The sequence below is a fragment of the Vibrio sp. KMM 9700 genome, assembly GCF_058545285.1.
This window is the reverse complement of the sequence record NZ_CM178589.1, coordinates 2433581-2455836: the sequence shown is the minus strand read 5'-3', so window position 1 is coordinate 2455836 and position 22256 is coordinate 2433581. Positions and strand designations below refer to the sequence as shown.

The window sequence follows — 22256 nt, the reverse complement described above, 5'->3', positions numbered from 1 at the left end:
CCTAAAGATTTAAAATTAAAATTAAAAACTATTTAGTAATCCCACAGCGCTTCCATTTCTGTTAGAAATTCATTCTTATGCTGAAAGTACCTCGTTTTAAGATACCCCTTTAGGTTTAGTAAATCGCTTTCGATATCGAGTATAAGCAGGTATAAGATGAAAAATATTGATCTTCATCAAGTTTTTACATGACTCATACTACCAAAGCGTTAACATTCAGCATAAAGCATTGTTATTTAAAGAATATTATTTATTTCTACATATGAAATAATATTTTATTTTTATCAAAATCACTTATATTCGTCTAAAAAATAAGCATAATAGATAACCTATCATAAACAAGCTCGGAAAATAACCAGCGTTATAGTGTATTTATTTTTACAGTGTAAATTAAATACAAAATCGTTATAAAATTACAAAAAAATAACAAATTAAGTTGACTATATTCCGTTCGATTGATTAGAAAAATACACATAAATTTGAAAAATATTTCACTCGATATTTGTATGAAATTACCTTACATTATGCACTTCTTTGTGACTGCACTGGTTTGGCGTCGTTTCTCGGCGCAGCCATTGCAGATTTCTTATATGACCACTTATTACTTTGAGAAGATGGGATGGAAAATATTTCAGGCTTAGGTATCTACCTACAGTTCTTTTTAGGCTTGGTTGCAACCGTCAACCCGATTGGGATCATGCCTGTTTTTGTGTCGCTGACTGGGCATTTATCTAAAGATGAAAAGCAGCATACCGCGCGAACGGCGCACATTGCGATCGCCGTGATCTTAATCGTGTCTTTGCTTGCAGGTCAGTTTTTATTAGATATGTTTTCTATTTCTCTGGATGCGTTTCGCATTGCAGGTGGGATGCTACTCATTAGCATCGCCTTTACCATGATGAGTGGTAAACTTGGTGAAGATAAACAAAACAAACAAGAAAAAACTGAATTTGTTAGCCGTGAGCAAATTGGCGTCGTGCCCCTTGCTATGCCGCTGATGGCAGGCCCAGGTGCAATTAGCTCAACAATCGTATTTGGCGCGCGCTACCCGACCATGATGGATATTACTTTTATTATCCTAACTATTATTGTGTTTTGTTTTTGCTCTTGGTTATTGTTCCGCTCTGCGCCTTATATTGTGCGCTTTTTAGGTCAAACTGGGATCAACGTGATCACCCGTATCATGGGTCTTATTCTTGGCTCGCTCGGCGTGCAGTTCATTGCCAATGGTATGGTCAGCCTTTTCCCTGGCTTAACTGGCTAAGCGCTTAGTGCTTAGTGCTTGAACAGATAAATAAACCTAGTTAAAAAATAAAGCATTGTTTCAAAGGTGAGTTTTGATTAACCTTGAAGCAATGCTTTTTTTATCTTTGAATAAAAACTTTAGGAAAACCGATGGATACGGATAACCACCATAATCACCACGAACACCGCTGCGCCCTGCGTCATCAGCTCTATGTCATTATCTTTGGCACTCACACGCGCGCAGGACGTATTTTTGATGTGATGTTAATTATTGCAATACTCACTTCATTAATTGTTTTGATTTTAGAATCTGTTGAGTCCTTAGCGACTAAATATGGACATATCTTTGATATTATCGAATTTAGCTTCACGATTTTATTTACCATTGAGTACCTGTTGCGCTTATATTGCTCGCCAAAACCTATGGCCTACGCACGCAGCTTTTATGGCACAATCGACCTCATTGCGATTGTTCCGACCTATATCGCTTTCTTCTTTCCGCAAATGCATTACCTAGGTGTGGTGAGACTGCTACGTGTGATGCGAATTTTCAGAATTTTAAAACTTGTACGTTTCTTACAAGATTCTAATATTCTTACACGTTCACTGATTATGTCGCAGCGTAAAATTTTTATATTTTTCAGCACAGTGGCCGTTCTAGTCACAATCTTCGGCGCATTAATGTATGTGATTGAAGGCCCAGAGAATGGATTTACTAGTATTCCGAAAAGTATTTACTGGGCAATTGTGACCATTACCACTGTTGGTTATGGCGATATTGCGCCGCAAACCGATCTTGGCCGCGCATTAGCATCCTTAACTATGTTAATGGGTTATTCCATTTTGGCAGTGCCCACTGGGATCATCACCGCCGAATTAAACCAAGAAATTAAAGCGCACCGCGAACTCGTCTCTTGTCCAAACTGCGCGCGCAATGGGCATGAAACCGATGCGCTTTATTGCAAACACTGTGGCAGTGAGTTAGCCGATCCGGATAAACGTGTGGTGCCAGTTTCCAGTGCGCTGCAAGATCCACAAGCAAATAAAGACAAAACAGATAAGAAAGAGAAAACAGATTAAGATTAGATAGATCGAATTATATAGAAAAAGCCCTGCTGATTCGCTCCAAGCAGGGCTTTGTTGTAAAGAAAGAATCTAAATTTAGAGATTAACGGTTCTCAAGCAAAATACGTAAAGTGCGACGTAGTGGCTCTGCCGCGCCCCATAGGAGCTGATCACCAACGGTAAAGGCATTTAAGAAAGTATCACCCATTGCCATTTTACGCAGACGACCCACAGGAACAGAAAGTGTGCCGGTTACTTTTGCCGGAGACAGTTCTTGGCAAGTGATATCACGCTCATTCGGGATCACTTTTACCCAATCATTGTGGCTTGCGATAATATCTTCGATTTCATCCATTGGCACATTTTGCTTTAGCTTAATGGTTAGAGCTTGTGAGTGACAACGCATCGCGCCGATACGCACGCAGGTGCCATCAATTGGTACTGGATTATCCGATAAACCTAAGATCTTATTGGTTTCAACTGTGCCTTTCCACTCTTCCTTGCTTTGACCGTTTTCACGTTTCACATCGATCCAAGGGATAAGTGAGCCGGCCAGTGGCACGCCAAATGCATCGGTTGGCATGTCATTGCCACGAATAGCTGCGGCAACTTTTTTATCGATATCTAAAATAGCATGACCCGGATCAGCAAGTTCGCTGCGAACACTTTGCTCGATATGGCCCATTTGGCTGATGAGCTCACGCATGTTTTTCGCGCCAGCACCAGATGCCGCTTGATATGTCATCGCGCTCATCCACTCAACCATACCTTTTTCATATAGACCGCCAAGACCCATTAGCATCAGGCTCACGGTGCAGTTACCGCCAACGAAAGTTTTGGTGCCTTGTGCAATGCCTTGTTCGATTTGTTTAAGGTTCACAGGATCAAGTGTGATGATGGCATTATCATCCATACGCAGTGTTGATGCTGCATCAATCCAAAAACCTTTCCAACCTTGCTTTTGCAATTCTGGGTATACTTTTTCTGTGTAGCTGCCACCTTGGCAAGTAATGATCGCATCTAATGTTTTTAGGCTTTCAATATCAAAGGCATCTTGCAATAAACCTGCATCTTTGCCATCAAAACTTGGCGCTGCAATGCCCACTTGTGAGGTTGAATAGAAAACTGGTTCAATCAGTTTAAAATCACCTTCTTCAAGCATGCGCTGCATTAATACTGAACCCACCATGCCGCGCCAACCAACTAAGCCTACTCTCATTTTCATCTTCCTTGCGTTATTTAAATGTAGTTCATGACTCAAAAAGTATGTCTAGCATTTATATCAGCGAGTCAAGCATCTCGAGCACATGGATGTGCGAGTATAGCCCCATGGATGGTTTATGGCGGCTTGACGGAGTCGATATAAAGCTAGATGTACTTCCCACATAAACAATAAAGTCTAAATTTAAATCTATCACCTGAATAAATTATCGTCTAGCCTATTTGGCACAAAAAACACTACTTCCTCGCCGTTAAATCATTAATCCGTTGATTTAAGGATTCAATTTGCTGATTATAATTCTCGCCATTGCCCTCACCTTTACGTTTGCCAAGAACAAAACCTAAGCCAAATGGCACGAAGAAGGTTAAAAGCATAAAAATTATTAAATAAATGAGAACATTTTCAAGCACTTTGCCTAACTCTGAAATCACCTTTTGTACCATGGAATCAGTTAAGGTATGCACGTCTTGCATCAAGAGTTCACGCTGGTCATTAATCATCAGGCCAACTGAATTACGTTCTCGTTCAATTAAATCAGCCAAAGCGATGCGCTCACGCTCAACCAAGTCATTCAAACCTTGACGCTGCTCAGCCAGTTTATCTAACTTGGTATCCACACGCTGATCAAAGTCATCCATCACAGGGCCAAGCTCTTCACGAATTGTCGCCATCATCGAGCGCATATATTCAGGGTTATTGTTCACAAACTCCTGCATGCTTGAAGCCGTTGCATTAATGTTATCTAAGGTTTGTGACAACTGCTTACGTGTCAGTGAACTGTTACGCGCAATTAATTGGGCCTTCCATGTCAAAAGTTTTGGCGACATATCTGAGGTTAGACTTAAGCGATCGGACATATCCCCCAAAGCTTCAGGCAAAGTACCGATAGATTTTAGTGCGCTTTTCTCTTCGATGTTCTCCGAGTCGAGCCAAGCTTTATACGCAGGGGTTAAAATAAAGCTTAAATCTTCAAATGGATGCTCTTTAACGAATTTTTCCACAAATGCGCTGGTGGTCAGGTAACGCTCAGGGGTTAATAGCTCACGTGCAAGTTGTGAGATCTGCGCGCTGAAGTCATTACTTACTTTCAAGCCTTCCTTGATAAGCTGTGGCGGTATATCTTGCGATAAAGCCGGATCACCTTTTGCAAGACGCGCAAAGTAGGTTTGCATTTGATTGGTAAAGACCCAAGTATCAATCAAAGCGCCAATCGGTGAGACTTGGTAAGTGGTCTTTTTGATCCCCTCACTAGCATGAATTTTCCACAATAAAACATAGGAATTTGCCGTATTGTCATCTGGGTCGAGCTGATTTTCTAAATCGCGTCCACTGCGCTCAATTTGTGAGAACATCTTTTGCGCATATTCACGGTTTAGCACGCGCATATTGAGTTCTTGCTCAGTCAGTGGCACAGTTTGTGAATCAATTTCAATTAATGAGCATGCATTTAAAAAGCTGATAGATAAAAGTAAGCACACACTTAATTTCAACTGGCGCCACTTGTTTTCCCTAAACAAAGTCATTGATGATACCTATTCTTCCATTTTTATCGCAGTTGCGATGCGAAGTTTCAAACGAATATTAAAACTTAAATCTATTAAACTAAAGTTGTCTTAAAAAAGTCGATAAAAAAGGCTCACCAACTTGATGAACCTCTCTCAATATTATCTCTTTATTGCGTCAACTGCTTAGCTTTTCACAAACTATTGATGACGTAAGAGCTGATCTTTCAAATTTGGTGGAATGCCTTTAATCGTCAACGTATCGGTTTCTGGGTCATAGAAAACACGCTCACCAAGCAGCATACTATCAAAGTTAATTGATAAACCGCCTCCGCTGCCAACATATTTAGCCAGTTTACGAATAGTGGTGCGATCAACAGGAAAACTATCTTCTAGCTCATAACCTTGTTTTTGAGTAAATTCTGCAAAGCTATCATGATGGCCTGAGTTGGTAAGTTCGCCTGAAAGCTCTTTAATTGCAACTTCATCTCCAGCTTTAAGCTGATCGCTACAAAAATCATGCACTTGTTTACGAGTATTAACCGTTTCTTCTTTAGAAAGCTGCGCATCGGCGCAATAATCATCAATCGCTTGCATTAAAACTTGGTTTTGCGCTTTCGCATCAAGGCCAACTTCAGCTTGCAAGAAATCTAGGAAAAAATCAGAAACTTTACGCCCAACACGGCCTTTAATATAAGCAAGGTAACGGTTTGAGTTTGGATCGCTTTCATAAGTAGACAAATCAATCCGCGCAGCAATATCCATCTTCGCGATATCTAAATAATCAGTATTGCTGATCTCAAGCTCATCAGTGACTTTCAGGCTTTTATTGGTCGGCAGCAAAGCGACAAACAAATATTGAGTAGCAAGGGATTGATATTCAGCAATCACAAGCAGACCAGTTTCGGCAAATGGGTATTTGGCAATCTCGTTTTTCATGCGCTCGCCCGCTTTCGCAGAAAAGTCATAAAAATTTAATTCACCGCCACGCATCTGCTTCAGCCAATGCGCAAATTCACTTTCATCTTTATAGATACCAAAACCTTTCCCGGCCTTGGCATTAAAGCTGCGGTGAAGCTCGGCAACCAGTTGCTCTGTCTTTTCGTCGGCTTCTAAAGCAGTCGGGCGAAGACTAAGCGTGAGTTCATCTTGATCATTTTTTATGACCTGATGCAAAATTACGTTTGAAATATTTAAGCTCATGAGAAATAAGTTTTAGTTGAAAGTTGGGTTGTGAGGTAGACTAGGGTATCATACCCTGCTAAAACTAGCATTATTGTGTGTGAAGAAACAAACTGTAGCGAATTGTTTTAGATTCTAAATTGTGTTTTTAATGAAAACAAGACACAATCAATTTTAACTTAAGCGATACTGAAAATTTTATGCCTATCAATTCAAAATATAGCGATCAAGAGATCGAACAAATTCTTGCTCAAATTGCAACTATCTTAGAAAAACATCAAGCAAGTCCTGATCTTAGCCTAATGATCGCTGGCAATTTGGTGACCAACATTTTAAATAATGACGTTCCAAAAGCACAACGTAGCTATATTGCGGAGCAGTTTTCAAAAGCATTGTTATCCTCGATTTCGGATAAGTAATTTAAATTTACTAGAGAACATAAAAACTTCATGGTCGATACCGGAAATACATATGGCGAGCGCGTCTCTCGCTTGGTAAGTTGGGGGCACTGGTTTGCCTTCATCAATATCATTCTAGCTATGCTTATTGGGTTACGCTTTTTAACCCTTTCGCCTTGGCCTGAAACCTTACTCGGACAAGTTTATTTGCTTGTATCTTGGTTTGGTCACTTTGGATTTCTGGTATTTGCCTTATATATCTTGGTGATATTCCCTGTCACCTTTGCGATCCCCAATCAAAAAATATTACGCCTTTTTGGTGTCTGCTTTGCGACCTTAGGCTTAACCCTATTGATCCTAGATACCGAGGCCTATCAAAAGCTCCACTTACACTTAAATCCTGTGGTGTGGGAGCTTTTGTTAAGTAAAGATAAAACCACTTTCAATGCTCAGTGGCAACATCTATTCACCTTAGTGCCGATCATCTTTATTTTAGAGCTGGTATTTTCTGAGTTAATTTGGAAAAAGCATCGCCGTCTGGCGCGCAAGAAAATAGGTAAACCGGCAGCTGTCGTCTTCTTTATTTGCTTTTTATTCAGCCATTTAACTTATGTTTGGGCCGATGCGAGCTATTATTCGCCAATTACCTCACAGCGTTCTAACTTCCCGCTTTCATACCCAATGACGGCCAAAACCTTTATGCAAAAGCATGGTTTAATCGATAAAGAAGCTTATGAAGCGCGGATTGAACATGGGGATGGCGGCGCTGAAATGATTGATTACCCGCTTGAAGACATTAGCTTTGATGGCAAAGGGAAAAATTACAACTTATTAATTGTGATGGTCGATAACCTGCGCTCAGATATGTTGACCCCAGCAATCATGCCCAATACTTATAACTTTGCTCAGCAAAATCAGAACTTTACGAAGCATTATAGTTCAAGTAACGATGATTATGGTGTATTTGGCCTTTTATATGGTTTGCCTACCAACTATGCCAATAGTATTCAAAGACAAGCATCGACGCCTCTGTTCTTAAATATAATGAAAGATCGCGGCTATCAAATGGCAGCCTTTAGTGAGTTAGATTTTAATCAAGATGACTTTTTTGCTCAGGTCTTTGCCAAACTTGAAGTCGCTCTCGATCCAAGTGTGACCTTTGATGAAGAAGAAGCACAAAATCTTGAAATGCCAATTGATGCGCTTAGTCAATGGCAAAGCTGGTTAGACAAGACAAGCACTGGCAAGCCTTGGGTAAGTTATATCGAGATTGCCGATCCAAACGAATATGAAGATGATTCGCAGATCATGCCACAATTTGAGCCGAAAACCGCCAAGCTTGAAGATAAACTTAAAGCAAGTTATTTAAGCTCTGCATGGCGTGTCGATCAAAAAATGGCGAAGATCTTAAACCATCTTGAAGCGACTCAAAAGCTTGAGAATACTATCATTGTATTCACTTCAAATCATGGCATCGAATTTAATGAAACGGGGAATACTTGGGGCTCTGGCTCTAACTTTAGCCGCTATCAATTGCAAGTGCCTATGGTTATTAAATGGCCAGGGATGAATCCAAAAGCATATAAACGCGAAACCAGTCATTTAGACTTTTCTGCAACCATCATGCAAAATTTGCTTGATTCAAGTTCAAACCCTTATGACTACAGCAGTGGTCAAAGCTTGTTTGATGATGCGCAGCGTCAGTGGATTTTATCTGGTGATCGTGATGATATTGCTTTAATTACGAAAGATAGCACCACAGTTGTCGATAAATATGGTAACTATAAAGTCTATGATGAAAACTATAAGCGTGATAAAGAGAAGAAACCTAAGCTAGCAATTGTGATGCAGGGTTTATCTGAACTGAAGCGTTTTTATAATGATTAATGCTTTTTACTTGATTCATATGGATTTATTATCATTTATCTATAATTTTAAGGCGTTTCGTCTAAAAATAAATCAAACAGATAAAAACTTAAAAAAAGTCCTTGACCAAAGCAAGCGAATTCATTAAATTATCCCCTATCGAAGCACAACAAGTACTTTGATAATAAAGGAGAGATGGCTGAGTGGTCGAAAGCACCGGTCTTGAAAACCGGCAACCGTTAATAGCGGTTCTAGGGTTCAAATCCCTATCTCTCCGCCACTTTCTAAGCCCTAGCAGAAATGCTGGGGCTTTTTTGTATCCGCTTACTTCCCATTAATTCCCTTCTCTACCCGCAGCATCTTGCCTGTCCCTGCCAATTTTTCCGTCTGTTAAAACAACACTAAAAAGCAACATCTGTCGCATAAAAATGAAATGAATTTGCAAATAAAGATTTAAAAACTGATCAAGATCATTAACGGATTATACTTTTGGGGTAGTATCGCTTTATTGACTTATTGTATTACAATTAATAGAAAGGAAAACACACATGTCTTTAAAGAAATACATTGATAAGGTTCCTGGTGGCATGATGCTCGTACCTTTATTTCTAGGTGCAATCATTAATACCTTAGCGCCAAATGCGGGTGAAACTTTTGGTTCATTCACTGACGGTATCATGCATGGTATCATTCCAATCCTATCAGTTTGGTTCTTCTGTATTGGTTCATCAATCTCATTTAAATCAACTGGTACAGTGCTACGTAAATCTGGCGTTTTAGTTGTGACTAAAATTGCAGCGGCATGGGTAACAGCCGTTGTTGCAGCAATGTTCCTTCCTGAAGAAGGCATTATGACTGGCTTTTTTGCAGGTTTCTCTGTATTAACGCTTGTTGCTGCAATGGATATGACCAACGGTGGTTTATATGCATCATTAATGGGCCAATACGGTACTAAAGAAGAAGCTGGCGCATTTGTATTAATGTCAGTTGAATCTGGCCCACTGATGACTATGGCTATTCTAGGTACAACCGGTATGGCAAGCTTCCACCCTCTTGCATTCCTTGGCACTATCATTCCTTTTGCGGTTGGTTTGCTTATCGGTAATATCGACAAAGAACTAAAAGCATTCTTCACTCAAGGTGTTCAACTTCTGATCCCATTCGTTGGTTTCTCTCTTGGTTGTGGCATCAGCTTGACTGTTCTTGCTGACACCGGTCTTGCAGGCGTATTCTTGAGCCTTCTAGTTATTGTTGTAACAGGTGTTCCACTTATCTTTGCTGACAAATTCTTTGCAGGTGGTAACGGTACTGCAGGTATCGCGGCATCAAGTACAGCGGGCGCAGCAGTTGCAACGCCAGTGCTGATTGCAGAAATGGCGCCAGAATTTAAAGATATCGCTCCTATGGCAAGTGCACTTGTTGCAACCAGTACACTTCTAACTTCAATCTTAGTTCCTATCATCACGGCGCAATATTATAAGTGGGTGAACGGTGGTAAAGAGGCACCAAGTATTGCCGTAGATAACGAACTTGCTGAAGAAGCACAAGAAGAAACTATCAAACCAGTGGCACAAGAGGCTTAATCATGAGAACGAATAAAGAACTGGCACAAGCAGCAATCGAACTTGTTCTACCTGCAATTGAGAATATGTTTAAAATCGCGCGTCGTCCTGAGCTCCATATTGTCGTCATGGACCCAACAATTAAACCTTGGGAAGCAAGTTTTGAAGACGCTATCGTGTGTCAAAAAACACTTGGTAACCCTGAAGGTTGGGCGGTTGAATTTGATGTCCTAGCACGCAAAAAAGCCAAACAAGCTTGGGAAAATGGTCGCAGCAATATTGATGTGCAAACAAAGCACCCATCGCTGCTAAAAGAAGGCGATATCCTATGGACAGGTTCGTTTGTCTATGGCGGTATTGTGGTTGCTTGTAGTGGTGTTGAACCTGAGTTTGACATGCTAGCAAGTAGCTGGGTTGCCCTTGCATTTGAGCAACTTGCAATGCATGACTACCTACAAGATAAAGCTAACGAGCCAATGAAACCTGCGCGTTAATTGATGCCGTTGAATTTGCTTTAGCTAGAGCCTCTGATGATTCAGGGGCTTTTTATTTTGCTGATAAAAAAGCTAACTCGCGATGCCTCCCCATCACTATTCATCCATAAAAATACCCCATCAAGCACGAAACTCAATGAGGTATGACTTCTTCATCCTTGAAGATGCAACTTAGTTTATATTTATCACTAATCTAAGCCATATAGATTAAGATCAGATACTTACCTTACTTCAACAGACTTGGATAAAGCAGACCAATTTCTTGATAGATTTCTTTTGGATCGCCATTTAGGTTATCGCGCTGCTTCATTTCAGTCACAATTTTCTTGATCACTGCGTCATATTCTTGTGTGCCAGTATAATGCTCAATACGCGCAAGTAGTGGCAATAAATATGCAAAATCTAAGCCTGGGGTTTGATATTTCCAAGGCTTGCCTTCCACCGCTGGGACTAAATAATCAATCCCTGTTTTCAAGCTATTACCTTGTTCAGTTTTTTCATTCCAAATTGGATGCCCTGCTTTTTGCGCAATAATCGCCATGCGAGTTAATGGTTCAAGATTAAAAGTACTATAGAAGTAAGAGCGCGTACGTTCTAATTCATGCGGCTGGGAGCCATCTTTGGCAAATTGCGTCGCAAGATTTTGCTCAACCCCATCAATGCTAGATTTCACTAAATCATCTTTGCCTAAATACCAAGCTAAACTTAGGACTTGGAACTTATACCAAGAGCCGTGGTTATTGGTTTGTTTCGCGCCCTCTTTGCCTAAATCACTTTGCGTTAGCCAAGTTAAATACTCATTTAACCAAGCATCCATCTTGGTGTCATCTTGCTCTGTCCACTGCTTTGATTTTGAAAACAGCATCACAGAATCTAAGACTTTTTGCGGAATTAAACGACCATCCAAAATGCCAGAGCGGCGCCCTTCATTATAGCCCGGCACACTTTGCGCATACTCAAGGTTTGGATTCATTTTGGTGTCAGGATCTAAAAACCAAGTGCGGATCATCGAGACGCCTTTCTCGGCGTATTTTTCATCACCAGTAAGATAATAAGCAACGCCTAAGGTATAAACCCCTTGCGTCAGCACGCCAATACGTGGTCTATCGACTTTATCAGTTTGCGTGTCAGGATTGGTTTGACCGTCTTTGCGCACCCAAGGCGTGCCATCATCTTTGGTTTCATCCGGCCACCAATAACGACTTAAACTTAAATAATCATGCTTATCTTTACTTGGCGGAAAAAACTCTTTATCCATCACGGTAGGATTTTTAATATCAAGCAAGCTATCTGCATCTTTGATCACCTGCGTATAAACCGCTTTCACCGCCTCTGAGGTTTTATCCTGTTCTACTTGGCTTTTTAAAGAGGCAAGCGCGGCTTCATCAATTTGCACAAACTGACCAGCATAGCTAAGTGTTGACACACTCATGCCAAGCAGCAAAGTGCAGACGATTTTATTGAGTTTCATAGGGAGACCTTTTGTTTTTATATTATTTAAGATTGACCTTAAATTTAGACTCCCAAAAAACATCTTATATGACAATAGCTTGGATATAATCTTTATGTATAACAATCATGTACTTTCCGTATAGCAATTAAACTAAACTGGTTTGAATTTGTTCTTTTTGCGCCAAACATGAGTCAATAAACATCTGAATATGTGCTTTATTCGTCGTATTATGTCTGTAATACAAATACAGATCGATTTTGGTATCTAGCTCAGCAATAGGCAAGCAAACACAATAGTCATTGGCGATAAACTGGATGCAACTTGGTACAATCGACACGCCTAAACCTGAAGAAATTGAAGTCACTAAATGGCGCATATTATCTGGGTGATCGACCACATTTGGGCTAAAGCCGGATTGCTTGCATAAAGAGGTGATCTGCTCATAGATATCTTTCCATTGCGAGCGCTCAAATAAGATATATTTTTCATTCGCAAGTGACTCGAGATGGATTTCATTTTGGCTTGCCAAGGGATGATTTTTAGGCAAAATCGCAACCAGTCTATCCGTATAGACTTTTTCTTTATGAAAGAGTTTGCTATCTAAGGCCTCTTGATAGCGACAAAAGGCTAAATCTAACTCCCCTTCCAACAACCCTTGAAGCTGCTGCTTCCCTGTCATTTCATATAAATGCGGCGAAACATTACGATGTGTATGCGCATATTGATGAACGATATCCGGTAAAAAGAAAGAACATGCCGTGGCAAGATAACCTATCTTGATCTCAAGTGCCAACGATGCATCTGCCTGAATCAACAAAGCTTTGACACGTTTTTCGTTTTCTAAAATTTTAATCGCTTCATCAAGTAGGATTTCACCTGATTTTGTTAAGGATACCTTGTGGGTGGTGCGCATTACCAATTGCACACCTAACTCGGATTCTAGATCTGAAATATGCCGCGAAATAGTTGGCTGGACTGTGTGTAAGGCTTTGGCCGCAGCTGAGAAATTTTGGTGTTTCGCAACAGCAATAAAACTACGTAAAAGTTTGTTTTCCATGGTCTATTCATCTTTTGTATGATGTTTATACATTAATATTATTTCCACTTTGTTACAACTTACCCTAAATTAAATCATGCGTTAAGTCGCAAGATTACCTTTTTAAAGGGTCTACGGCATAAAAATTATAATCTACACCCTACGACAGACAGGATCCCACTATGGATATAGATATTATTGTAGTATTAGTTTACTTCTTATTTTTAATCGCCTTGGGCTGGGTTTTCCGCTCAGCGGCAAGTGATACCAGTGAATATTTCCGTGGCGGTGGCCGCATGCTGTGGTGGATGGTTGGCTCAAGTGCCTTTATGATGGCGCTCAGTGCAATGACCTTTACCGGCCTAATGGGGAAAGCACTCACCAGTGGGATGTCGGTGGCGATTGTGTTTTTCGCTAACGCACTTGGCTATTTTGTAAACTACCTTTTCTTTGCTGCCAAAGCGCGTCAAATGCGTGTGATTAGCCCACTTCAAGGTGCGCGCATGCGTTTAGGTAAAGTCAACGAGCAAGTTTTCACTTGGGCGAACGTTCCGCTAAGTGTGCTACAAGCTGCGATTTGGCTAAACGGTCTAGCCGTATTTACCAGCGCAGTGGTCGGTATCCCTCTCAATGAAACCATTATCGGCGCAGGCTTAGTGGTACTCTTTATGTCATTGGTTGGTGGCAGCTGGGCGGTTATCGCATCTGACTTTATGCAAATGATCATTATCACTGTGATGACCTTTATTGCTGCGGCAGTAGCCGTGTGGAAATCAGGTGGCGTGAACAACCTTCTTGAAGTTGGCCTGCCAACAGAGCAACTCATGGGTGAAGGCTATAGCCACGCTTACCTATTTGTCGGTTGGTTTATCTGTATTTTCGTCAAGCAATTCTTCAGCACCAACAATATGGTGGATTCATATCGTTTCATCGCATCAAAAGATACTCGCAACGCACGTAAAGCTGCGCTACTTGCTTGTTTCTTAATGATTTTAGGTCCTTTAATGTGGTTCCTACCTGCTTGGTTTGTGGCAGGTAACTACCCAGAAACTAGCACTTGGGGTCTTGAAGGTTTAGGCGATAAAGTTGCCGATGCGACTTACTATATGTTCGTGAAACGTGAAATGCCAGTCGGTATGGTTGGTTTAATGCTGGCTGCAATGTTTGCGGCAACCATGTCTTCAATGGACTCAGCGCTTAACCGTAACGCAGGTATCATCCTAAAAAGTGTGTATGAACCATATTTCTGTAAAGATAACTCTGAAAAACATTTGATGTCTATGAGTAAAATCCTGACAGCGGTATTTGGTATCATCATTATCTTAACTGCACTATTTTTAACTTCACTTAAGCAATATGGTCTGTTTGATCTCATGATGCTAGTGGGTACTTTAGTTGGCTTCCCTGTGCTTATTCCATCAATCATGTGTTTCTTTATTCGCAAAACACCAGATTGGGCTGGTTGGGGTACGATCCTCGTGGGTATGATTGTTTCAGGCATTATCGCCTTTGGTGTGACACCTGAGCTCATTCAAAATGTACTTGGATTGGATGCTCCATTAAGCGCACGTGAGTTTGCTGAAATGAAATCTGTTACCCTTGGCGTTATCGGTCATATGTGTATCACGCTACCATTCTTTGTATGTTCTCAATTCTTCTACAAAGAGCCATCACCTGAGCGTGCGGCTGAAATTGAGAAATTCTTCACTAACATTGATACAGAAGTTGTGGTTGAAGAAACTGAAATGAGCTTAGCGATGGATAACCAACAGCGCATCATGTTAGGCAAGATGTTACTAATTGCATCTGTGTTCTTAGCAAGCTTAGCGCTTGTACCAAACCCAATGTGGGGACGCTTCTTGTTCATCATCATTGCAGGCATCATCGGCGGCCTTGGTTATCTGCTCCTACGCGCAGCTAAGCAAGGGGTGAAAAAACTCAGAGCAAAAACCCAAGCGGCTTAAGCCTCCCCCTTATAAAGTCAAGATCCTTGAAGTTGCCATGCTTAATCGCGCAGCTTCAAGGATACAAAAAATTATTAAAATTTGATCTCATGTTCACATGGTTTGAGTACTTAAGACCTGCACAAAAACCAGATGTGAGATCAATCCCCTATCAAAAGTTTTGGAGTTGTTATGTCCGTTCAAGAGAAATTTGGCGGTGAACTCTCAGAAGAAGAGTTTCGCAAATTTACCTTATATACCACTCAAAGTAATAATTATGAAGATGACACTGCGCGTGCAAAAATCTTAGGCTTCACAGGCAAAGATGTACGTATTGCACCGGGCGCGATTGTTCGCATTGGTGAGAATCAAATTGGTGAAAAGTCTTATGTAGGTTTATATAGCTATGTCAATGGCGATGTCACAATCGGTGAAAATGTCTTGATTGGCCCACATGTCTCAATCGTTGGTTCGAATCACCTGTTTAGCCCTGAAACGGATACCTTTAGTGATCGCAGCTGCCCAATAAAAGGCAAAGTCGTGATTGGTGATGGGGTTTGGCTTGCAACCGGTGTTGTGATCACGCCTGGGGTTACCGTTGGACGTGCAGCGCTTATCTGCGCAAATTCTGTGGTGACTTCAAATGTACCAGATCACGGGATTATGGGCGGCACACCAGCCAAACAATTAGGACGTATCGATCCAACCACTGGCGAGTATATTTGGTTTCACAAACAATAGGATAATTGGCATGCTTACTTTAAATCGCACTCATGATTTTCAACTTTTCACCTCGCCTGCCAATAATAAACCGCTAGCGACAAATCCACCGAGCTTTAACTGGCCTCAGCCAAGCATGAGCCAAACTTATTTGCTAGAAATAGAGCAAACAGACGGCGCAAATAAATGGCAGTTTGAAGCGGTGGCTTCCCCTTTTCAGCCAAATTTCAAACTAGAAAAAGGTCAGTATCAATGGCGCTTGACTGACCAAACCGGCAAAACGTCGCAATGGATGCTATTTAGCATTGATGAAACCAGCCAAGATTATCTGCCGCCAAGCTCGCAAGAATTGTTTGCACAAGCAGCCAAGCAAGATCAATTCTTAATGTATTTTGATCAAGATATTGCGCAAATTCAAACGGCTTCTCAAGAGCATTATGACAGATTCAAAAAAACAGCTGCATTAGTTGATATCGACAAGATCACCTATCCAAGCCATTATCGCCGCGGTGAAGAAGAAGGCAAGCGCACTGCCATTACTAATGTGCGTGAATGGATCGACCGCGATCTTATGGCGTTATGTCTGTTATATAAAATTTGGCAAGAAGAGGACGCTGGCGAGAAAGCCTGTGAATTACTGCTGCGTCTTGCGACTTGGAGCCCTGAAGGCCCTGCCTCTTTATTACGCCCTTGCACTTGGGGGGATGAGGTTGGCTTATCCTTGTCGCGCAATCTTTTCCTTGCCTATCACTGGCTCAGCCCATTATTACGTGATAGCGAAAAAGACTTTATTCGTCCGATGCTCATTCGTATTGGCTATCAACTTGAAGAGCGTCTACAACAAGATGAATTTCATCAATACCCTGGGCACTCACATACTTCACGTTTGCCGGGTTATCTTGGCGTGGCAGCGCTTTGTTTACATAAAGAGTTTGACCAAAGCGTCTGCGCACGTTGGCTTGATTATGCGCTGATGATTTATCGCGGCGTCTTACCATTTTATGGTGGTGAAGATGGCAGTTGGGCGGAAGGTCCTTTTTATTCATCATCTTATTCAAAATGGTTCCACCCTTTCTTTTTAAGTGTGGAGCGTTTAAGCGGTTTCTCATTTTATAACCATCCGTTCTATCAAAACTATGCCAAGTTTGCGATGGACTTTGTGGCAACGGACCATCAAATCCACCCATTTGGCGACGGTTTTTGGTGTCGCCGTGATGGCAATGAATGGCCGGGCTTCTTCGCGCAAAATCCATTGCGTATTTATGCTGAGCGTTTTGGCGATGAAAAGGCCAATGCGACAAGCCAATTGCTTGAATCCAAAATTGACACCTATGCGCTGCATCTTTTAGATGTGATCCCAACCAAGGCGCAACTTAGCTTTAAACATCAAGCAGCTGCAAATATACCAAGCTCTGAAACGACATCTGATTTATCCCATGTGATGTATGAGTTTGCAGGCTTTGGTAAAGCGCAAGCGGCCGCGCAAAGCTTGTATTTTAGAGCGAGTCCATTTGGCAATAGCTCACACCGTCATGGCGACCAAGGTAATATTGCCCTGTTTGATAAGGATGCGATGCTACTTATCCCAACCGGTAGTTATGGCTATCGTTTTGGTAGTGGGCACCACAGCCAATGGACGCGTACGACCCTTGCGCACAATTTGCCTTTGGTCAATCACCAAGGTCAAATTCTAGATAGCGAGCAAACCAGCGCAAAAATCATCAAGCAATTCGAAGCACAAGGTTGTTTCATCACTAGTATTGATTTAAGTCTTTGCTATGCCGATTGTGAGCAGTATGTCCGCACGCTTGTGTTTATCCCTGAGCATGGCTTGGTCATGTTTGATCAGATGAGATTAACCTCTGCCTTGCCAGTCAACTGGCGTTTGCATACTGGCGTTAACCCAAGTCTTTCGGGTCAAAAAGTATTACTGGCAGCGGATAAGAGCGAATATCAAGTTGAACTTGTCAGCCAAAGCGTTCTACCTAGCATTGAGTTTGGTTATGAGCAAGAGGTAATGAGCCAAGAAAATGTCGCGCAGATCATCAGTGATGCGAGTCCTGATATTTGGCACCTTGATTGGCCTCTGCCAGCGAAGCAAAGCCATCAAGTCGTGGCGCTATGCGGACAAGGTATCCAAGCCAAGCTTGAAGCAAATCAAGTTTTGATTGAAACAAAATCTCAGAGCTTGGCGCTTGATCTGAGCAGTTTAGCACTCAAAGAAGTGGCGTTGGCTGAGTAATTTTAAGCATAAAAATAAAAATCTAATTTCAATAACGTGAACAAGGGACATCCAATGAAAAAAACAATCCTAGCAGGCCTCATTTTATTATGTTCAACCTCAAGCTACGCATTAGATTTGCAAGATGTATCGCGTGAATCTTTGTTATCTAGTAAGCGTCTGCATCAAGTTTCAAGCTCAGAAGTCGCAACACAATCTGCTGAGCAAGTTCAAGCATTGAAAAAACAATTGGAAGAGGCTAAGTCAGGGGATGTGGTAACGATTGCTGCGGGTAAATATCCAAATTTAGGCATCATCCATGTTAAAGCTGATAAGGTGCAAATTAAAGCGCAAGAAGCAGGTAAAGCTTGGCTAACAGGTTCGGTGCAAATAAATCTTGATGGTGATGATTCGCAAATAGAAGGACTCGTTTTTTCTGAAGGCGGCCCTGCGGCAAAATTTGGTGGCGTCGTCTTTAATGGCGATCGTAACCAATTAACAGACTCGACATTTTTCTACTTTAATGATGGTTATGACTATCAGCCAGATGCAGAAAGACAAGAATATCCAAAACGTATTTGGGTAAGTGTATTTGGTGAAGAAGCAAAAATTACAAATAATAGATTCGAGGGTAAAGAAAAGCGTGGCGCGCTTATGCTGCTTGATAAAGATGAAACTACTGATAAACATCTTGTTGAAAATAATATCTTTTTAGATATGCAAAAGAACAAAAATAACGAGCTTGCGAATAAAGATGCTGCACGTTATAACTCAAACAGTTGGGAAGCGATTCAAATTGGCTATAGCACCATGTCGCAATACCCATCCGAAACCAAGTTTAGTCATAACCTAATGATTAATATGAATGGTGAGCAAGAGCTAATTGCCGTGAAATCTTGCGATAATTTAATCACTAACAACACCATTTTTGAATCTCAAGGCTTGATATCTCTGCGTCATGGTAAGGGTAACCATATTGAGAATAATATTATTCTTGGCGGAAATAAGAACCTAACAGGCGGTATTCGTATTTATGATGAAGACCATGTGATTAAAAATAACTATATCAATCAAACTGCTGGTGGTGATGAAGGGATTGAAGGCAATGCAGATGTTCGTGCTGCAATTGTGATTAATACCGGAATCACAGATCCATCAAAAGATGAAGCACTTGCTGCAGATAAAAAAGGCAAAGAGCTGAATAAGCAATGGACACCTAAAAATATCACCATCGAAAATAACTCCATAATAGGTAATAAATGGGGCATCATCTATGGCGATCAAGTTCATCGTGTCAGCATGTTCGATGATAATGTAGCAGGCAATAGCTTTGGCGCAGATGAGGTTAAGTTTATGAATAATCTTATCTATTCAGCAGATAAAAATAATGTTGCAGTGAAAGCAACAGATATTACGCCAATTACCAATGCAACTTACAAAAATGAAATCTACCTCGGCAAAGTGATTGAACCGACACACGTGGGCGATTACTCCACACAATTGCCTAAAATGGAAACGGTTCATGGCTTCCAAAGTGCAAAAAATGTAGGCGCCGATGTGTCAAAACTTGAAATTATTACAGCAGATACCGCTGGGCCTGATTATTTCATTGTGAAATAACTAATCCCTCATCAACAATAACAAAAAAGCAGCCAGAGTTTCCTTGGCTGCTTTGTTATTTGGAGTGATTCAATAATATGATTAGGGCTTATTTTTTTGGACGCGCAGGCGGCTCTGGCATTTCATCTTCACTTAGATAGCCGTCACCGTCAGCATCAAGCGTGTCAAATTGCTCAGCCAGTGGCCCTTTCACTTCATCTTCTGATAAAACACCGTCACCATTTGCATCCATATCTTCAAATTTTGGTGGTGGCCCTTGATGCCCTGCTGGCTTGCTATCAGCGAGCACTACAGGTGATGCCAGTAAAGATGCAAGCAGTGTAGCCGATAGAAGATTTATTTTTTTCATTTGTTAGTCCTTTTGAAACATCTCAATCATGAAACTTAAGTCTAAAAGACAATTACGCAGGAAATATGAAGAAAATAAAAACAATGTTCACAAAATTATTCAAACTTCTTCGCTATATTTATACCCCATGCCATAAACAGATTTAATGCAATCAAGATCTTTGGATACATCCATTAACTTCTTGCGTAAATTTTTGATATGACTATCAATTGTGCGATCGGAAACCACGCGATGATCGGGGTAAATATAAGACATTAAACGGTCACGACTAAATATCCGCTCTTTCGCCTCAAATAAAACACTCAAAATTTTAAATTCTGCTGGGGTTAAATGGATCGTTTTATTGTTATATTTCACTTGCATCATTTCAGGATTAATCAAGAGCATTCCTTCTGCACTCATCTCATTTCTTGATATTTTTGCATCAGCTGATTCTTGCATTTCAGATGCGTGAATTTTACTTGTACGGCGCAAAATATTTTTGACTCGAACCACTAACTCTCTTGTGCTATAAGGCTTACAAATATAGTCATCGGCGCCAAGCTCAAGGCCAAGTAAACGGTCTATCTCTTCAACTTTTGCTGTCGCCATGATCACAGGCAAGTCACTAAAGCGTCTCAGTTCACGATAAATATCTAAGCCATCACGATTGGGAAGCATTAAATCCAAAATCATCAAGTCAGGTTGATAGATTTTCAAGGTATCTATCGCTAAGGCACCATCGTTAACTATATGTGTATCAAAACCTGATTGAATCAAATATTCGCTTAAAATTTGTGCAAGCGTTGGTTCATCTTCAACAATAAGTATCTTCTTTGCTTCCATTACTTATAACCCTTTTTTCAATTTTACTTGCACTGCAATCCCACCGAGATCTGATGGCGCAGCTAAAATTTCACCTTGGTGCATTTGCACAATATTTTTACAAATAGAAAGCCCAAGTCCTGATCCGCCATATTGACGACTTCGTGATTTATCGACCCGATAAAGCCTATCAAATAACTTAGGTAAATGTATTGCTGCAACACCTGGCGCGGAATCTTGTGCTGTTAACATCACAAACTCTTGTGATGCGGTTAGACTGATCGTGATATGCCCCGGTGCGTCCGTATAACGTAAACTATTTTCAAGCAGATTCGAAATCAAAATCCCCAACATCTGTGGATCGGCTGTGATCATTTGCGACTTAGATGAAAAATCCAAGCAAATAGCTAAACCGGCCTCTTTCATCCGAGCCTCAAAGCTAAGAGCGATATCTTTTATTAAATCAACAAGATTGACTTGGGTTAAATTGAGCTGATAAGTGGCTGTATCTTGCTTTGAAAGTTGGTATAAATCATCAATCAAGCGAGTTAAACCTAAAACTTGCTGGTGCATAGAATCGATATTTTCTGGTTTAGGCTCGCGTATTCCATCTTGAATGGCTTCTAATTCACTCCGCATCACAGCAACCGGTGTACGCAATTCATGAGAAATATCTGAAATCCATTGTTGACGCTGCTGCTGATTTTTCGCCAAGCTTTGCGCAAGAGATTGCAAACTATAAGACAAATCAGAAAACTCATCTTTGCTTTGATGATAAAATTTCACATCATACTGGCCTTTGGCTAACGTATTTGCTCCCTCAATTAACTGTTTGAGTGGACTGAACAAACGCCTAACCATAAAAAAGGCAATTCCAAAGGAAATAAGACCGGCAAAGGCGAGCCACCAAAATAAATTACCTTGCTGCTGCTCATAAAAACGCTCAATGATCGCCCCTTCAAGGTAGGTTTTTTGACTTAATACTAACCAAGCTTTCACTTCGCCATCAACCATGACTGGAATATCTTTTAATACCCAAATATCAGAATTATGGATAAGTGGACGCATAGGTAAAATTGGCTGCTTATTCACATCAACAAAATTAATCCGATGACTGAGCGGTGGTAGCAAATTATATTTATCTTCTTGTTTTGGTAATTGAGGCGCCGGATTTGGCCCAAAAGGTTTAACTGGAGGCGGTGGCGGAATGGATAGTTTTACAAACGCACGGCTAAAAATTTCAGGGTGTTTTGTGAGACTCTCCCATCCAGTGTCAGCAGAATAATATTGAGATAGGTTTGCAGCGATCTTGGTAGCTTGCTGCTGTTCAATCTGATTGAAATAATCATTAAAGCCGGTTTTAAAGTTATAACTGACAAATAAAGTCATGCCAACCACAAGCATTAAGCTAATGGCTAAAAAAGAAATAAAGAGTTTAAAGAAGATACTGCTGCGCATACTGCTCGAATGCCATTTGGGTATAAAAGAATGCATTATACTACTGCGTCTTCAATGATGAACCAATAAAGGAGCTTGTAAATAATTCAAACTCCTTTATTTCTCCACAAAGCGTC

At 40.9% G+C, this 22256-nt stretch carries 18 protein-coding genes and 1 tRNA gene; 11 read left to right on the top strand and 8 right to left on the bottom strand.

Going from position 1 to position 22256, the window contains the following annotated elements; genetic code table 11:
* The first annotated feature begins 619 nt into the window (after positions 1 to 619).
* Complete coding sequence (locus AC2VOY_RS10920; RefSeq protein WP_491831387.1) at positions 620 to 1264, top strand: YchE family NAAT transporter; 645 nt, start codon at positions 620 to 622, stop codon at positions 1262 to 1264.
* A 131-nt stretch (positions 1265 to 1395) separates the two neighbouring features.
* On the top strand, positions 1396 to 2325 hold the full coding sequence (locus tag AC2VOY_RS10915) for an ion transporter (RefSeq protein WP_491831386.1): 930 nt from the start codon (positions 1396 to 1398) through the stop codon (positions 2323 to 2325).
* An 88-nt stretch (positions 2326 to 2413) separates the two neighbouring features.
* On the opposite strand, the gene asd is transcribed toward AC2VOY_RS10915, so the two are convergent.
* The 3 genes from asd to yejK all read right to left on the bottom strand — a co-directional run bounded on the left by asd (position 2414) and on the right by yejK (position 6237).
* Positions 2414 to 3529 carry an aspartate-semialdehyde dehydrogenase gene (gene asd / locus AC2VOY_RS10910; RefSeq protein WP_491833080.1) on the bottom strand — a complete coding sequence of 372 codons (1116 nt, stop codon included), beginning with the start codon at positions 3527 to 3529 and terminating at the stop codon, positions 2414 to 2416.
* A gap of 239 nt (positions 3530 to 3768) precedes the next feature.
* The gene (locus tag AC2VOY_RS10905) at positions 3769 to 5055 is read right to left on the bottom strand and encodes a chemotaxis protein (protein ID WP_491831385.1); all 1287 of its coding nucleotides are present in this window, start codon (positions 5053 to 5055) and stop codon (positions 3769 to 3771) included.
* A 180-nt stretch (positions 5056 to 5235) separates the two neighbouring features.
* A complete protein-coding gene (yejK, locus tag AC2VOY_RS10900; protein ID WP_491831384.1) occupies positions 5236 to 6237 on the bottom strand; it encodes a nucleoid-associated protein YejK in 1002 nt (333 codons plus the stop codon).
* A 179-nt stretch (positions 6238 to 6416) separates the two neighbouring features.
* Between yejK and AC2VOY_RS10895 the strand changes: the two genes are divergently transcribed.
* The 5 genes from AC2VOY_RS10895 to AC2VOY_RS10875 all read left to right on the top strand — a co-directional run bounded on the left by AC2VOY_RS10895 (position 6417) and on the right by AC2VOY_RS10875 (position 10536).
* Positions 6417 to 6635 carry a YejL family protein gene (locus AC2VOY_RS10895; protein WP_491831383.1) on the top strand — a complete coding sequence of 73 codons (219 nt, stop codon included), beginning with the start codon at positions 6417 to 6419 and terminating at the stop codon, positions 6633 to 6635.
* Between the two features lie 30 nt (positions 6636 to 6665).
* Entirely contained in the window at positions 6666 to 8501 is a 1836-nt protein-coding gene (locus AC2VOY_RS10890) for a DUF3413 domain-containing protein (RefSeq protein WP_491831382.1), read from the top strand.
* Positions 8502 to 8669: 168 nt separating this feature from the next.
* Positions 8670 to 8760: transfer RNA gene (locus AC2VOY_RS10885), tRNA-Ser, on the top strand.
* A 268-nt stretch (positions 8761 to 9028) separates the two neighbouring features.
* Complete coding sequence (locus AC2VOY_RS10880) at positions 9029 to 10063, top strand: 2-keto-3-deoxygluconate permease (protein ID WP_491831381.1); 1035 nt, start codon at positions 9029 to 9031, stop codon at positions 10061 to 10063.
* Positions 10064 to 10065: 2 nt separating this feature from the next.
* Entirely contained in the window at positions 10066 to 10536 is a 471-nt protein-coding gene (locus tag AC2VOY_RS10875) for a hypothetical protein (RefSeq protein WP_491831380.1), read from the top strand.
* A 226-nt stretch (positions 10537 to 10762) separates the two neighbouring features.
* On the opposite strand, the gene AC2VOY_RS10870 is transcribed toward AC2VOY_RS10875, so the two are convergent.
* Both AC2VOY_RS10870 and AC2VOY_RS10865 read right to left on the bottom strand, forming a co-directional pair.
* The gene (locus tag AC2VOY_RS10870) at positions 10763 to 12007 is read right to left on the bottom strand and encodes an alginate lyase family protein (protein WP_491831379.1); all 1245 of its coding nucleotides are present in this window, start codon (positions 12005 to 12007) and stop codon (positions 10763 to 10765) included.
* A 127-nt stretch (positions 12008 to 12134) separates the two neighbouring features.
* Entirely contained in the window at positions 12135 to 13046 is a 912-nt protein-coding gene (locus AC2VOY_RS10865) for a LysR family transcriptional regulator (RefSeq protein WP_491831378.1), read from the bottom strand.
* Positions 13047 to 13207: 161 nt separating this feature from the next.
* Here AC2VOY_RS10865 and AC2VOY_RS10860 point away from each other — a divergent pair, with 161 nt between their 5' ends.
* The 4 genes from AC2VOY_RS10860 to AC2VOY_RS10845 all read left to right on the top strand — a co-directional run bounded on the left by AC2VOY_RS10860 (position 13208) and on the right by AC2VOY_RS10845 (position 19529).
* Entirely contained in the window at positions 13208 to 14989 is a 1782-nt protein-coding gene (locus AC2VOY_RS10860) for a sodium:solute symporter family transporter (RefSeq protein ID WP_491831377.1), read from the top strand.
* A 171-nt stretch (positions 14990 to 15160) separates the two neighbouring features.
* Complete coding sequence (locus AC2VOY_RS10855) at positions 15161 to 15709, top strand: acyltransferase (protein WP_491831376.1); 549 nt, start codon at positions 15161 to 15163, stop codon at positions 15707 to 15709.
* A 10-nt stretch (positions 15710 to 15719) separates the two neighbouring features.
* Positions 15720 to 17930 (top strand): DUF4962 domain-containing protein, encoded by a 2211-nt coding sequence (locus AC2VOY_RS10850; protein WP_491831375.1) that lies wholly within the window; start codon positions 15720 to 15722, stop codon positions 17928 to 17930.
* 54 nt (positions 17931 to 17984) lie between these two features.
* Complete coding sequence (locus AC2VOY_RS10845; RefSeq protein ID WP_491831374.1) at positions 17985 to 19529, top strand: polysaccharide lyase 6 family protein; 1545 nt, start codon at positions 17985 to 17987, stop codon at positions 19527 to 19529.
* An 88-nt stretch (positions 19530 to 19617) separates the two neighbouring features.
* Here the strand turns inward: AC2VOY_RS10845 and AC2VOY_RS10840 are convergent, their stop codons facing one another.
* The 3 genes from AC2VOY_RS10840 to AC2VOY_RS10830 all read right to left on the bottom strand — a co-directional run bounded on the left by AC2VOY_RS10840 (position 19618) and on the right by AC2VOY_RS10830 (position 22140).
* Positions 19618 to 19878 (bottom strand): hypothetical protein, encoded by a 261-nt coding sequence (locus tag AC2VOY_RS10840; RefSeq protein ID WP_491831373.1) that lies wholly within the window; start codon positions 19876 to 19878, stop codon positions 19618 to 19620.
* A gap of 99 nt (positions 19879 to 19977) precedes the next feature.
* Positions 19978 to 20703, bottom strand: a complete 726-nt coding sequence (locus AC2VOY_RS10835) for a response regulator (RefSeq protein WP_491831372.1) — start codon at positions 20701 to 20703, stop codon at positions 19978 to 19980.
* A gap of 3 nt (positions 20704 to 20706) precedes the next feature.
* A complete protein-coding gene (locus tag AC2VOY_RS10830) occupies positions 20707 to 22140 on the bottom strand; it encodes an ATP-binding protein (protein WP_491831371.1) in 1434 nt (477 codons plus the stop codon).
* Between the last annotated feature and the right edge of the window lie 116 nt (positions 22141 to 22256).